The 13,210-nt window shown below is 71.1% G+C and carries 12 protein-coding genes and 1 tRNA gene; 2 read left to right on the forward strand and 11 right to left on the reverse strand.

Annotation, left to right across the window (positions count from 1 at the left end; all coding sequences use genetic code 11):
- Positions 1-54 precede the first annotated feature (54 nt).
- Genes QNO14_RS00100 through QNO14_RS00125 form a run of 6 tightly spaced genes read right to left on the reverse strand, consistent with a single transcriptional unit; the run spans position 55 to position 7,185 of the window.
- Positions 55-1,836: a serine/threonine-protein kinase gene (locus tag QNO14_RS00100; RefSeq protein WP_257507008.1), complete on the reverse strand. Its 1,782-nt coding sequence runs from the start codon at positions 1,834-1,836 to the stop codon at positions 55-57.
- Positions 1,833-3,290 (reverse strand): peptidoglycan D,D-transpeptidase FtsI family protein, encoded by a 1,458-nt coding sequence (locus QNO14_RS00105; RefSeq protein ID WP_257495229.1) that lies wholly within the window; start codon positions 3,288-3,290, stop codon positions 1,833-1,835. The genes QNO14_RS00100 and QNO14_RS00105 overlap by 4 nt, the downstream gene beginning before the upstream one ends.
- Positions 3,287-4,672 carry an FtsW/RodA/SpoVE family cell cycle protein gene (locus QNO14_RS00110; RefSeq protein ID WP_257495230.1) on the reverse strand — a complete coding sequence of 462 codons (1,386 nt, stop codon included), beginning with the start codon at positions 4,670-4,672 and terminating at the stop codon, positions 3,287-3,289. Before QNO14_RS00110 ends, QNO14_RS00105 begins: the two co-directional genes overlap by 4 nt.
- Positions 4,669-5,907, reverse strand: coding sequence for a PP2C family protein-serine/threonine phosphatase (locus QNO14_RS00115; RefSeq protein WP_257507007.1), 1,239 nt, complete (start codon positions 5,905-5,907; stop codon positions 4,669-4,671). The genes QNO14_RS00110 and QNO14_RS00115 overlap by 4 nt, the downstream gene beginning before the upstream one ends.
- A 14-nt stretch (positions 5,908-5,921) precedes the next feature.
- Positions 5,922-6,458: an FHA domain-containing protein FhaB/FipA gene (locus QNO14_RS00120; RefSeq protein WP_257495232.1), complete on the reverse strand. Its 537-nt coding sequence runs from the start codon at positions 6,456-6,458 to the stop codon at positions 5,922-5,924.
- Positions 6,451-7,185, reverse strand: a complete 735-nt coding sequence (locus QNO14_RS00125; protein WP_257507006.1) for an FHA domain-containing protein — start codon at positions 7,183-7,185, stop codon at positions 6,451-6,453. Before QNO14_RS00125 ends, QNO14_RS00120 begins: the two co-directional genes overlap by 8 nt.
- Before the next feature lie 193 nt (positions 7,186-7,378).
- Between QNO14_RS00125 and QNO14_RS00130 the strand changes: the two genes are divergently transcribed.
- Positions 7,379-7,462 (forward strand) — tRNA-Leu (locus QNO14_RS00130).
- A 59-nt stretch (positions 7,463-7,521) separates the two neighbouring features.
- On the opposite strand, the gene QNO14_RS00135 is transcribed toward QNO14_RS00130, so the two are convergent.
- Complete coding sequence (locus QNO14_RS00135) at positions 7,522-8,013, reverse strand: GNAT family N-acetyltransferase (protein ID WP_257507005.1); 492 nt, start codon at positions 8,011-8,013, stop codon at positions 7,522-7,524.
- A gap of 163 nt (positions 8,014-8,176) precedes the next feature.
- Here QNO14_RS00135 and QNO14_RS00140 point away from each other — a divergent pair, with 163 nt between their 5' ends.
- On the forward strand, positions 8,177-8,383 hold the full coding sequence (locus QNO14_RS00140) for a cold-shock protein (RefSeq protein ID WP_257495235.1): 207 nt from the start codon (positions 8,177-8,179) through the stop codon (positions 8,381-8,383).
- A gap of 4 nt (positions 8,384-8,387) precedes the next feature.
- On the opposite strand, the gene QNO14_RS00145 is transcribed toward QNO14_RS00140, so the two are convergent.
- From QNO14_RS00145 to nucS, 4 genes are read right to left on the reverse strand one after another with little or no spacing between them, the layout of a single operon-like run.
- Positions 8,388-10,457: a bifunctional lysylphosphatidylglycerol flippase/synthetase MprF gene (locus tag QNO14_RS00145; RefSeq protein WP_257507004.1), complete on the reverse strand. Its 2,070-nt coding sequence runs from the start codon at positions 10,455-10,457 to the stop codon at positions 8,388-8,390.
- Positions 10,458-10,513: 56 nt separating this feature from the next.
- On the reverse strand, positions 10,514-11,788 hold the full coding sequence (locus tag QNO14_RS00150) for a hypothetical protein (RefSeq protein ID WP_257507003.1): 1,275 nt from the start codon (positions 11,786-11,788) through the stop codon (positions 10,514-10,516).
- Positions 11,785-12,465, reverse strand: a complete 681-nt coding sequence (locus tag QNO14_RS00155) for an HAD hydrolase-like protein (RefSeq protein ID WP_257495238.1) — start codon at positions 12,463-12,465, stop codon at positions 11,785-11,787. Before QNO14_RS00155 ends, QNO14_RS00150 begins: the two co-directional genes overlap by 4 nt.
- Positions 12,466-12,510: 45 nt before the next feature.
- On the reverse strand, positions 12,511-13,209 hold the full coding sequence (gene nucS / locus QNO14_RS00160) for an endonuclease NucS (protein WP_257507002.1): 699 nt from the start codon (positions 13,207-13,209) through the stop codon (positions 12,511-12,513).
- Position 13,210 lies beyond the last annotated feature (1 nt).

The raw sequence follows: 13,210 nt of genomic DNA on the forward strand, positions 1-13,210 counted from the left end.
TAGAACATCCAGCCTAGTGTCTCGGCATCCGCCCAACCTGGACGGGTGCCGAGGTCAGGGCTGGGTGTCGCTCTCGCCGTCGCTGTCGGTGGACGGCTCGGGTGTGGGTGCGGCGGGGGCCTCGATCTGGGCGACGGCCTCGCCGGAGGTGCCTGTGGTGCGCTGTCCGGCGCTGCCGCCGCTGCAGGTCACCGTGTAGGTCACGATCACGGACTGGCCGGCGTCGCCCACCACGCGCAGCTGGCCGGCGCGCTCCCCGCCACCGAAGTCCGCGGTGGACTGGCCGTTGGCCGCGAAGACGCCGTTGACGGCGCTGAGGGTGTAGGCGCTGACGCTGCCCTGACCCGAGGGGCAGGTGTATCCCGGCCAGGTGACCTGCACGGTGGCGTCGGGTTCGACCGTCGCGGGCAGCGACGGGGCGGCGGGCGCGCTCAGGGCCACCTGCGGGCCGTAGACGGTGAGCTCCACCACGGTGCCGGCGGGGAGGTTCCCTGTCGGGTTGACGCGGTAGACGATGCCCTGGCTGCCCTCGTCGGGAGCGGCGTCGCCCTCGACGCAGGTGGCGCCGAGGCCCAGTGCGCCCAGCGCTGCGGACGCGTCGTCGCAGCTCTGGCCCTCGAGCGTCGAGGCGTCGACGTTCACGGTGTCGTCGGGCGTGGCGGACGCCGACGGCGACGGTGCGCGTGAGGGCGGCACGCTGGCGGAGGTGCTCGGAGCCTGCTCCTCGGGCTCGCCGTTGGACAGCAGCGCCCACACCGTGCCACCGAGCACGAGCAGCAGCAGCACGATGAGGGCGATGAGGGGCCACGTCCACGGGCTGCGCTTGCGCTTGGGCTTGTCCTCGCCCTCGCCGTCGGCGGCGAATGCCGCGTCGGCGCCGGCGCCCATCGTCGTCGTGGCGGGCAGGATGCGGGTGGCATCCTGCGTCGACAGTCCGGGCGTCAGCAGCTGCGTCACCTCGTCGACGGCACCGGCGCCCCCGGCGATGGCGGGCACGGCCGCCGCGGCCGCGGCCACGTCGCCCCGGCGGAGCGCCGAGGCGGCACGCGCGACGGCCGACGCGGTCGCGGGCCGGTCGTCGGGCTTCTTGGCGATCATCGCCATGACGAGGTTCTGCACGGGAGCGGGCACCGTCGACGGCAGCGGCGGAGGCTGCTCGTTGATCTGGGCCATGGCGATCGCGACCTGCGACTCGCCCGTGAAGGGGCGCTTGCCCGTGAGGCACTCGTACGCCACGATGCCGAGCGAGTAGACGTCGGTCGCGGGCGATGCCGGGTGTCCCGAGGCCTGCTCGGGGGAGAGGTACTGCACCGTTCCCATCACCTGGCCGGTGGCGGTCAGCGGCACCTGGTCGGCGATGCGGGCGATGCCGAAGTCGGTGATCTTCACCCGGCCGTCCGGGGTGATCAGCAGGTTTCCGGGCTTGATGTCGCGGTGCACGAGACCAGCGGCGTGCGCCGCCTGCAGGGCCATCGAGGTCTGCGCGACGATGTCGAGCGTCTTGTCGACGGGCAACGACCCCTCGCGCTCGAGGATGGTCGAGAGGGCTTCGCCCGGAACGAGCTCCATGACGAGGAAGGCGCTGCCGTTCTCCTCGCCGTAGTCGAACACGCTCGCGATGCCCTCGTGGTTGACGAGGGCCGCGTGCCGGGCCTCGGCGCGGAAGCGCTCGAGGAAGCCGGGGTCGCCCATGTACTCGTCTTTGAGGATCTTGATCGCGACGGTGCGGCCGATGACGTGGTCGGTGGCCTCCCACACCTCGCCCATGCCGCCGATCGCGATCCGCGAGTCCAGCTCGTATCGGCCGCCGAAGGTCACTCCCTGCGTCGGTCTCATCTGCTCAGCACCGCCTCCATGACCTTTGCCGCGATCGGAGCCGCGATCCTGTTGCTGCTGCCTGACTGGCCGAGCCCGCCGCCGTTCTCGATCACGACGGCCACGGCGACCTCAGGGTCGTCGGCCGGGGCGAATCCGGTGAACCACAGCGTGTAGGGATCGTCCACTCCGTTTTCCGCGGTGCCGGTCTTCCCGGCGACGTCTACGCCGTCTATTGTTGCACCGCTCGCGACCCCTGATTGGACATCGGCCACCATCATGGTGGTCATCGACGCGGCGAGCTCCTCGGAGAGTGCACGACCGTGCTCGGTGTCGTCGAAGCGCTGCTGCTCGGTGAAGTCGGCGGCGATGATCGCATCGACCATGCGGGGATTCATGACCACTCCTTGATTGGCGATGCCGGCGGAGACCATGGCCATCTGCAGGGGAGTGGCGCGCACGTCCCCCTGGCCGAAGCCCGACAGGGCTGTCTCGGCGTCGTCCAGCGCGGGCGGGTAGACCGAAGCCGCCGCGCCCAGCGGCAGCGAGAACGCGGTCCCGAAGCCGTACTTCTCCGCCTCGTCGCGGATGACGTCATCTCCCAGCTCCACGGCGAGCTCGGCGAAGGGGATGTTGCAGCTGAGCCGCAGTGCGTCGGCGATCGTCACCGTCTCACCCTCGCCGCAGGTGCCGCCGCCGGCGTTGCGCACGATGCTCGAGGACTGCGGCAGCGTATAGGTGGCGGGGTTGGGGAGCGTCGACTGCGCGGTCCACTCGCCGGTGGAGAGGGCGGCGGATGCCACGACGAGCTTGAACGTCGACCCCGGCGGGTTCATCCGCCCGGCGATGGCCCGGTTGTCCAGCGGCTGCAGGGGGTCGTCCTCGAGCGCGACGTAGGCGGCTTCGGCCGCGGCGGTGTCGTGCGAGGCCAGCAGGTTGGTGTCGTAGCTGGGGCTCGAGACCATCGCGAGGATGCGGCCGGTGTCGGGCTCGATGGCGACGACGGCGCCCTGCAGGTCGCCGAGGGCGTCGTAGGCGGCACGCTGCACCGCGGCATCCAGAGTGAGGACGACATTCGATCCGCGCGGCTGCTGCCCGGTGATGATCTGCTCGATGCGGGAGAGGAACTGGGAGTCCGCGGTGCCGCTGAGTTCCTGGTTCATCGCGCGCTCGATGCCGGTCGCCGTGCCCAGCACCGGGTTGATCCACCCGGTGACCGGGGCCCACATGTCGGGGTCGGTATAGACCCGCTGCCAGGCGTAGAGATCGTCGGTGGGCACGGACGTGGCGATCGCGGCGCCGCTGGCGATGATCGATCCCCGCTGCACCGCGAACGTGTCGTACAGGGCGCGCCGGTTGAGCGGGTTGTCGCCGAGGGAGTCGGCCTGCACCACCTGGATGACACTGGTGGACGCGAACAGCGCGAGGAACATCGCCAGCACGAGCATCGACAGTCTGCGCAGCTCTTTGGTCATCCGATCACCACCCGGGGACGGCTGCGCACGGCATCCGAGATGCGCAGCAGCAGGGCCACGATGATCCAGTTCGCCACGAGTGACGACCCGCCGGCCGCGAGGAAGGGCGTCGTCAGGCCGGTGAGCGGGATGATGCGCGTGACGCCGCCGACCATGATGAACACCTGCAGGGCCAGCGTGAACGACAGGCCGGTCGCCAGCAGCTTGCCGAAATCGTCCTGTCCGGCCAGTCCGATGCGGATGCCACGACTGGTGAAGACCATGTACAGGCACAGGATGGCGAAGACGCCGATCAGCCCGAGTTCCTCACCGAGGCTGGGGAAGATGTAGTCGCTCTGCGAGAGCGGGGTCAGCCACGGACGTCCCTGCCCGAGCCCGGTGCCCAGCAGCCCGCCCTGTGCGAGCCCGAAGATGCCGTTGGCCAGCTGGTAGGTGCCGGCGCCGGCTTCGTACAGCTCCGGGTCGAAGGCGTTCAGCCAGTTCTCGAATCGACCGCGGACGTACGGGAGCACGCGCGAGGCGAGGAATGCGCCGCCCGCAGCCAGGACCAGGCCGATGACCACCCAGCTGGTCTTGCCCGTGGCGACATAGAGCATCGCGACGAACATGCCGAAGATGAGCAGTCCCGTGCCGAGGTCGCGCTGCAGCACGATGATGCCGAGTGACGCGAGCCAGATCACCAGCAGCGGCCCGAGCTCGCGGGCGCGCGGCCAGGTCATGCCGAGGAAGCGCGTGCCGACCGAGGTCAGCGACTCACGGGTGCGCACGAGGTAGCCGGCGAAGAAGATCGCCAGGGAGATCTTGGCCAGCTCGCCCGGCTGGAAGGAGAAGATGCCGAGGTCCACCCACACGTCGGCGTTGGCGTCGGCGCCCAGACCCGGCACGATCGGCAGCAGCATCAGCAGGATGCCGACGAAGCCGAACACATAGGTGTAGCGGAACAGCACGCGGTAATTGCGCAGTGCCACCACGATCGCGATCGCGGCGGCGATGGCGATCGCCGCCCACGCCAGCTGGCGGGTCGAGGTGGCGGCCCAGCCGTGGGTGTCGTAATGCAGGTCGATGCGGTAGATCATCGCGATGCCGAGGCCGGTGAGCACCGTGGCGATGGGGACGACGAACGGATCCGCGGCGGGGGCGACAAGACGCAGCACGATGTGCAGGGCCAGCGCCAGGGCGGTGAGGCCGCCGCAGTAGATGAGGAAGGTGGGATCGATCGCCCCGTTCGCCCCCAGCTGCACCAGCGCGACCGCGGCGGCGTTGAGGGCGAAGGCGAAGAGCAGCAGCCACAGCTCGCGGTTGCGCTGGGTCTGCGGCATCCGGAGCTTGCGGAGGGCCTTCACGACGGTGGTGTCGGTCTTGACGTCGGGGGAGGCGGTCATGGCGTGGCCTCCGACGTCTCGCGGAGCTGGGCGACGATGCGCTGCGCGTCGGTCAGCGATCCCGCCGAGATCGTCTGCTCGACGCTGTCGCGCACGAAGGCCGGCAGGTCGTCGAGGTCGATGCCGGTGTCGGCATACGGCGTGGACAGCGAGATCGGACCGATGTTCTGCTGGATGCCGCGGTACACGACCACGGTGTCGGCGTCAGCGCCCACGAAGTATCTGGTCTGCGTCCATGAGTACGCACCGAACAGACCGGCCGCCAGCGCGAGCAGCACGCCCACGAGGGAGACGACCCACCAGATGCGACGGCTCTTGGCGCGGCGGCGGTCCTCTTCGATCAGCTCTTCGAGGAACTCGGCGGCCGGCTCGAAATGGGTGGGCTCGTTGGCGGCCTGCCGAGCCGCGTGCAGCCAGCCCGAACGGGCGGGACGGGCGGCGGGCACCTCGACGCCGGTGGGGTTCGAGGCTGAGCCGACGACGGTGGGGGTGCCGATGAAGACCGGATGCTGCCCGCCCACGTCGACCAGCACGATCGTGACGTTGTCGGGGGCCCCGCCGTCGAGCGCCTGGCGCAGGAGCGTGTCGGCGGTGCGGCCAGGAGGAAGGCCCTGGCCGAGCGCCTTGGCGGTCTGGGGGTCGTCGACCACGCCGGAAAGGCCGTCGGAGCACAGCAGCCACCGGTCGCCGGGCTGGGTGGGCATGATGAACGTGTCGAGTTCGGGGTCGGCGTCGGTGTCGCCCAGCACCCGCATCAGCACGGAGCGACGGGGGTGGTACCGCGCCTCCTCCGGAGTGATGCGCCCGGAGTCGACCAGTCGCTGCACGAAGGTGTGGTCGGTCGTGATCTGGGTCAGCGTGCCCTCACGGAAGAGGTACACGCGCGAGTCGCCGATGTGCGCGAGCACCGCATAGTCGTCGACCATGATCAGTGCGCTGACCGTGGTGCCCATGCCCGCAAGCTCTGGCTGTGCCTTGACGGTCTCGATCAGTCGCGAGGCGGTGTCGGCGATCGCGTCGCGCAGCGCCCGTTCGGCATCCGACGGGGTGTCGTACGTGTGGTCGAGGGCGGCGAGGCGGTTGATGGCGATGCTCGAGGCGACGTCGCCGCCGGCGTGACCGCCCATGCCGTCGGCGACGGCGAACAGGTTCGATCCGGCGTAACCGGAGTCCTGGTTGTTGGAGCGCACCTTGCCGGTGTGCGATATCGCCACGCTCGAACCCTGGAAGACCATGCGCCGAGGTTCCGCTACTTCCGCAGCTCGAAGGTCGTCGCGCCCACCTTGATGGGGGCGCCGACCTTGATCGCGACGGGGGCGGCGACGCGCTGCCCGTCGTGCCACGTGCCGTTGGTGGAATCGAGGTCCTGGATCATCCACTGGTCGCCCCACAGCACGAGCCGTGCGTGGTGGCTGGAGGTGTAGTCGTCGCGGATCACGAGGCCCGACTCGCTGGAACGTCCGATCGTGAGGGGCTCGTTGCCCAGCGGCAGCTCGAGTCCCGCCTTCGGGCCGCTCGTGACGACGATGCGCGTGACGGTGCCGGTGGTGGCGGGGCCGCCCGCCTTGGGGGAGGGCGCGACCGGCTTGCTGCTCGCCGGGGCTGCGGGCCTGCCGGCCACCGGGTTCGTGGCGCCGGGGGCGGCAGCGGCCGCCGCGGGTTCGGGGAGCTTGCGCACCTTCACGCCGAAGAGGTCCGCGCGCAGCGAGTAGATGACCGCGAACACGAACGCCCACAGCAGCAGGAGGAATCCGATGCGCAGCAGCAGCAGGGTCAGCTCACTCACCGGCACCCCTTCGCACGTCGTAGGCGCGGGTGGCGTCGGTCGGGCGGGCGGGCCGCGGCGGCTGGGCCTGGGCGATCACCCGGAAGACGATGTCGGTGCGGCCGATGGTCACGGTCGAGTCGGGAGGCAGCGGCGCCTCGGTCACGCGGCGACCGTCGAGCTTGGTGCCGTTGGTGGAGCCGAGGTCCCGCACCATGGCGCGCTCGCCGTCCCAGAGGATCTCCACGTGCTTGCGGCTGGTGCCGGCGTCGGGGATGGTGATGTCGGCGTCGCTGCCGCGGCCGATCACTGTGCGGCCCTTCACGAGAGGGTGCCGGGTGCCGTTGATGTCGATGACACCCCGCCACGCGACGCTTCCCTGCGCGGTCTGGGAGTCGACGCGCAGCGTGCCGGTCGTGAGCTGGTCGTCGGGAGCGACGGTGATCGACACCGGTCCCGCGAATGAGTAGCCCTGCGCTCGGGCGTGCTGGGCGACCAGGGTGTCGAGTTCTTCGCCCAGGGTGGCGCCGAGCGAGCGCATGCGCTCCTCGTCGCTGGGAGCCAGGCGCACGGTGAACGTGTTGGGCGCCAGAATGCGCTCGCGACTGACGACGACGGCCTTCCCGTCGAGCTCGGCGCGCAGCGCCGAAGCGATCTCGACGGGCTGTACGCCGCTGCGGAAGGTCTTCGCGAACGCGCCGTTGACGGCACGTTCGAGCCCCTTCTCGAAGCTGTCAAGTAGTCCCACGCGACTCCTCAGGCAGGCAGACCGGTCGCTTCATGCTAGTTGCACCGGCTGGGAGAACGTGATTTCGGGTGGGGAAGCCCAGGAATCGGGGCCTTCGGCGGCATCCCGGCCGTGCTCCACGGGTGTGCACGCGCAAGAGGCACCCTCGGAGTCGTGATATTCTCGGGAAGTTGAGTCCGTGCATGCGCGGCTCGCGCGAGTGGCGGAATAGGTAGACGCGCTGGCTTCAGGTGCCAGTGCCCGCAAGGGCGTGGGGGTTCAAGTCCCCCCTCGCGCACAGCACGAAGAAGGGCCTCCGGATCGGAGGCCCTTCTTCTTTCCCCGGCGGCAGCGGGTTCAGATGCCGTCGAGCACGGGGACCAGGGCGTAGAGGAGCTCACCCGAACCGCGGGCTGCGGGAGCCGCGGCCTCCCGGGACACCTCCGCGAAGCCGATGTGCTCGAGCACGGCGATGGCGGCGGTGTTGTCGGCCGCGACCCGCGCGTACAGCGGCCGGATCGGCTCACGGGAGACCAGCATCCGCAGTGCCTCCGTCGCCAGCCCCCTTCCCCGCGCGGCCTGCGCGATCCAGAAGACCACCTCGCGCTCGTCCTCGAAGGTGAAGGTGCCGGCGGTGCCCACGAAGGTGCCGTTCTCGGTGACGGCGAAGGATTCGATGTCGTCCGAGGCGCGCTCCGCGGCGATCGAGGCATCGAACACCGACCGATCCAGGGGGTCCTCCACTGTGACTCCCGGCGCAGCGGCGGCAACGGCGGGTTCGCGGATGAGCATCTCGTACATCGCGTCGAGGTCGTCGTCTTGCAGGGGTCGAAGCTCCACGTGCGGCATCCCGCAACGCTACCGGCGCCAGATCGGCCCGCCCGCCCGCTTGACAGGCGCGTGCAACGGTTTCGTCACATCGAAAAACCGGGGGCTGACGCGGCGAGTCCCGTTCGTTAGCGTATGGATCGTCGGGGCGACCGCTCCGGCATCCTCAGCACGAAGGCAATTCATGGCTACGCAGGGCACCGTCAAGTGGTTCAACTCCGAAAAGGGCTTCGGCTTCATCGCTCCCGATGAGGGCGGTGCCGACGTCTTCGCTCATTACACCGCGATCGAGGCGAGCGGCTACCGGTCTCTCGAAGAGAACCAGCGCGTCGAGTTCGAGGTCGCACAGGGCCCCAAGGGCCTGCAGGCGGAGAACATCCGCCCCATCTGAGGCCTCATCCGCCGTCGCGGCGCACCAGTTCCAAGCCCGCGTCGGCGAACTGTCGCAGTGACGCGTCCGGGAGGAACGCCCGGACGAGTCCTGCGCCGATGCGCGGCAGATCGCTCCCCTCGCGGAACAGCAGGTAGAGCGTCTCGGACCGTGGGTGGAATTTCTCCTTGAACCTGTGGAGCGAGCGGAACCCGTAGACCGGCTCGAGCGTCTCGGCCAGGCGCTCGCTGAGTGCGGCTATGACGCCGGCATCCGGCGGGTACTGGTGGGTGAGCGGCGCGCCCGAGAGCGACATGATCCGAGCGCCCTCGGCGGCGAACTGCAGTGCGCTCGAGCCGATGAGGTACTCCATCACCGGCACGAAGCCGTGTTCGCGGCGCCGCATGAGATCCAGTGTCCAGCCGTCGACGCGACCGTCGGCGCCGTAAACCGGCAGCCACGACAGGAATCCGTCGACGTCGCCCTGAGGCGACACCGCCAGCGCCAGCCGGACTTCCGGATCCCGCGCCTCCTCCAGCGTGCCGAGCGTGAAGCCCATCTCGGGCAGTTCCTTGCCACCGACCCAGCTCTGGGAGATGACCCGCACCTGCGCCTGCACCCCCCACGGCTCGTCGACGAGGCGGGTGAGGCGAAAGGTCATCCCCTCCCGCGCCGCGCGGTTGAGCGAGGTGCGCACCGGCTTCCACGTGTTGCCGCGGAAGTTCAGGCCCGGCAGGTCCACGATCGTGTCATCGGCGACGACGAGGCTCCGCCACGTCGAGGGCACGGCACGGCGGGTCTGCTCGCCGGCGCTGAACAGGCACGGCACGAGGCCGTCGCGCTCGGATGCCGCGATGAACTCGGTCACGGACTGCGCGCGTCCCTCGGGCGGACCCAGCGGATCCGACAGTGCGATCGCCACCCCCGCGTGGCGCTGGTAGGCCACGATCCCGGATTCGGTGCGCAGGTACGACATGTGCTTCCAGGTCGTCATCCACGACAGGGTGCCGCCGCCGTGCGCCTTCAGGAGCGCCGCAGCGTCGGCGGCGGTGGGCGCGGGGGAGGAGCCGATCGTTCCGCGCCGGGCGGCCCGGAAGGCCGCCCGGGCCCAGACGAGGTAGCCGAGGAAGATCGCCCACAGACCGGCTTCGCCCAGGGTGGGGGTCGGGTCCCCGCCGAACAGGTCCTCCGGGAGACTCGGAATCTGCAGTCCCACCGCGACCACGGCGGCCCAGGCGATGTTCACCGCGGCGAGCACCACGGCCACCAGCCACGCCCAGCGACGGCCTCGCCGCAGGCCGCGGGCGATGAGCACGATCACCAGCACATCGACGACGAGGTTGACCAGCGGCGCCGAGCCGGCGGCACTGCTTCCGAACGGGCCGCTGGTGGGGGAGAGGAAGACGAGCACCTGCGCGGTGGCGATCGCGAGGGCGGCCAGGAAGCCCAGTAAGCGTCGCTCGCGCATCGTCGAGCGCCGTGCCGGCAGGGGGCGCTGCACCGCGAGCACCAGCAGCACCGCGAATGCGTGCACGATGTCGGCGGGCGTCCCCCAGAACAGCAGCAGCACGGCGCAGGCGCCGAGCACCGTGAACCACACCCGTTCCCGCCAGGGGGAGCTCATCGCGGTCGCCGATGCCGCGATGCACGCCATGGTGCCCCCCGACGGGCCGACGTCGAGCGAGTGGGCCATCGCGACGGCCCACGGCCACGACAGCTGCGAGATGAGGGCGACGAACCCCAGCATGCACAGCACGCCCACCAGCTGACCCGCGGTGAACCAGCCCAGCGCCACCCGCGACCCGCGGTGGTACTCGAGGTAGGCGACCCCGGCGAAGCCGGAGATCACCACGACGTACAGCCACGGCGGGTCACTGAAGAAGGTGCCTGTCACCGGCGTCCACCACCGGCCCTCCGCGATCGCGGGAAGACCGTAGGCCACCTGGTCCCACAGCGGTGAGGCGGACAGCGGATGCCAGAGCCCCCGCGAGACCACACCGCACGCGAGCACGACGCCGACCAGCACGAGGGTCACCGGAATGCGGGCCGCGAGGCGCACCAGCGGATGCCGGCGTGACGGGCTGCCCTCGGTCATGGGGCCACCCTAGGTGCGCGGCACCGACACCGCACCGCCCTTCGGCGCGACCCGCGTCAGCGGGCGAGCGGGTCGGCGGGCGGGGTCTTCAGGCGCGCGTAGTCGGCGAGGGCCTGGGCGTCCTCGGCATGCCGCTGCGCCCGGCGCGCGGCATCCAGTGCTTCGACGGGGTCGTCCGACCGGCGGGCTGCGGCGAGCTCCCGCTGTGCGGCGTCCAGGCGCACCCGCGCGTCCGCTCCGGCGCCTGCGACCGCCAGCTCGGCGCGTGCGAGGGCGCCGCGTGCCGAGGCGAGGGTCCCGGGCAGGGCGGTGCGGGCGCCCCGGAGTCGCTGCTGAGCCGTGCGTGCGTCGCCGAGCGCCAGGTCCAGCCGTGCCCGCAGCCGCGCGATCGCCTCGACGGTGGCGGTGGGACGCCGCGCAGCGAGGGGGATGAGGCGATCGAGCTCCTCCGTGACGGCGCGAAGCTCGCGACCCAGGCGTTCGGCGTCGGCCGGCTCCAGATCGTCGCGCACGCGCATGGCCTGTGCCACCGCGGCGCGGGTGGCGTCGATCTCCTGGGGCATGGCGAGAGCGGCATCCGTCACGAGCCGGTGCGCCTCCTCCAGCGCGCGGGCCGAGGACGCTGCCCGGCGCAGTTCGCGTTCCGCGACGGCGAGCTCGGGAAAGGCGCTGCGCGTCGGGTCCGCCGCCAGGCTGCGCGCCGCCCCCAGGTGCTGCTGCGCCGAGGTGAGGGCAGTGGATGCCGTGCGAGCGGCGACCGCGGCCTGTTGCCATTCCGTCTCGTCGAAGCGTCCGGAGAGGTCGGCCACGAGCGCCCCCGGGTCGCCGAGCTCGGTGCGCAGCCGTTCCAGCCGCGCGCCGGCGGCATCCACCTGGGTCACGGCCGATCGATGGGCGCGCATCCACTCGTCGTGGGCCGCGCGCGCCCCCGCCACCACGCCGAGCGCCTCCTCGGTGCGGCTGCGGATGCGCGCGCTCACCCGGCGCACCTCGTCGGGATCGGCGTCGTCCAGTCCACGGAAGCTCTCGAACGACTCGTCCCGCACGTGCTGGGCGATCATGCGCGCCCGGCGGAGCGCCGCGGGGGCCTCGCCGTCGTAGAGCGCACCGGAGAGGCCGACTTCGAGGTCCAGCTCGCCGACGGCGTCGTCGAGGCGCACCAGAGCCGACCCCGCCCGAGTGCGGTCGGCCTCGGCGCGGGCGCGGGCACGCGGCGAGCGGCGCGCCCGGCGCACCGACCACACCGCGACGGCGACCGCGGCCGCCGTCACCCCGAACACGACCACCGCCGGGATCACCCAGGCCAGGACCGTGTCCGGGAGGGGAATCATCCCGCGTCCGCCACGAGGAGAAGGGCGCGCAGCTCGTCCACCGAGTCGACCACGGCGGTGGCGCCTTCTGATTCGTGGGGCCAGCTGAACCCCCAGCGCACGAAGATGACCGGCACGTCGTGCACGGCTCCGCCGTCGACGTCGTGGTGGCGGTCGCCGATGAGCACCGGTCGGCTGGTGTCGACGCCCGCGGCACGGAGGCGCCGGAGCGACTCCGCGATGATGTCGGCCTTGGTGGCGAGCGTGCGCTCGTCGGAGGTGGCGCCGGTGATGGCGGTGAAGAACGGGGCGAGCTCGAAGTGGTCCATGAGCGCGCGCACCTGGATCTCGGGCTTGGAGCTCGCCGTGCCCTGCGGCACGCCGGCCGCGGCGAGGTCGGCGATGAGCTCGGCGATGCCGGGGTAGAGGCGGGCGCCGGTGGTGTACCCGTCGGCCTTGCCGAGCGTGCGGTAGAACGCCACCGCTTCGGTGGACTGCTCGGGCGTCATGCCGACGTTCGTCTGGAACGACTCGAACATGGGCGGGCCGATCCAGTGCACGAGCTCGGCGTGGGTCGGCGCCGGGTGCCCGAAGTGCTCGAGGGCCACCGCGAGGCGTCGCAGGATGCCTTCGGACGCGTCGACGACGGTGCCGTCGACGTCCCACAGGACGCACGAGAAGGGGGAGCGCAGCGGCATCCTTCCACCCTAATCAACCCGCGCGGGAGCGGCGCGGGAGCGGGGTCAGAAGAGGCGGGGGGCGCCGGAGTCGATGCCCTTCATCTCGTCGTAGTCCAGCGTCACGCAGCGGATGCCACGGTCGGCGGCGAGAACCCGCGCCTGCGGCTTGATCTCCTGGGCGGCGAAGACGCCCGTCACGGGCGCGAGATGCGGATCGCGCCCGAGCAGCTCGAGGTAGCGGGTCAGCTGCTCGACGCCGTCGATGTCACCGCGACGCTTGACCTCGACGGCGATCGTGCCGCCGGCGGGGTCGCGCAGCAGCAGGTCGACCGGCCCGATGGCGGTCGGGAACTCGCGCCGCACGAGGGTCAGCCCGTCGCCGATCACCCCGACCTGCTCGGCGAGCAGGCGCTGCAGGTCGGCTTCGACGCCGTCCTTGACCAGGCCCGGATCCACCCCGAGTTCGTGCGACGAGTCGTGGAGCACCTCGTAGATGCGCACCACCAGGGAGTCTCCCGACTTGGCGTGGGTGACGCGCCACTGCTCGACGACCTGCTCCTCCTCCTCACCGGCGACGTCGGGCGTCTCGACGGTGAGGGTGCACGGCGGGCTCATCCAGTTCAGCGGCTTGTACGAGCCGCCGTCGGAGTGCACGAGCAGGCTGCCGTCCCCCTTATGGACGAGCAGGCGCGTGGCGGTGGGCAGATGGGCGTTGAGGCGCCCCGCGTAATCGACGGAGCAGCGGGCGATGACCAGACGCACC

It is taken from the genome of Microbacterium sp. zg-Y625, from assembly GCF_030246925.1.
In the GTDB taxonomy this organism is placed as follows: domain Bacteria; phylum Actinomycetota; class Actinomycetes; order Actinomycetales; family Microbacteriaceae; genus Microbacterium; species Microbacterium jiangjiandongii.

What these genes read in the sequence shown, in the direction of transcription:
- QNO14_RS00155 (WP_257495238.1), bottom strand. Translation starts at nt 12,465, where the DNA reads ATGCCGCTGCGCTCCCCCTTCTCGTGCGTCCTGTGGGACGTCGACGGC.
- QNO14_RS00115 (WP_257507007.1), bottom strand. Translation starts at nt 5,907, where the DNA reads ATGGTCTTCCAGGGTTCGAGCGTGGCGATATCGCACACCGGCAAGGTG.
- QNO14_RS00145 (WP_257507004.1), bottom strand. Translation starts at nt 10,457, where the DNA reads ATGACCGAGGGCAGCCCGTCACGCCGGCATCCGCTGGTGCGCCTCGCG.
- QNO14_RS00105 (WP_257495229.1), bottom strand. Translation starts at nt 3,290, where the DNA reads ATGACCAAAGAGCTGCGCAGACTGTCGATGCTCGTGCTGGCGATGTTC.
- QNO14_RS00100 (WP_257507008.1), bottom strand. Translation starts at nt 1,836, where the DNA reads ATGAGACCGACGCAGGGAGTGACCTTCGGCGGCCGATACGAGCTGGAC.
- QNO14_RS00110 (WP_257495230.1), bottom strand. Translation starts at nt 4,672, where the DNA reads ATGACCGCCTCCCCCGACGTCAAGACCGACACCACCGTCGTGAAGGCC.
- QNO14_RS00135 (WP_257507005.1), bottom strand. Translation starts at nt 8,013, where the DNA reads ATGCCGCACGTGGAGCTTCGACCCCTGCAAGACGACGACCTCGACGCG.
- QNO14_RS00150 (WP_257507003.1), bottom strand. Translation starts at nt 11,788, where the DNA reads ATGATTCCCCTCCCGGACACGGTCCTGGCCTGGGTGATCCCGGCGGTG.
- QNO14_RS00140 (WP_257495235.1), top strand. Translation starts at nt 8,177, where the DNA reads ATGGCTACGCAGGGCACCGTCAAGTGGTTCAACTCCGAAAAGGGCTTC.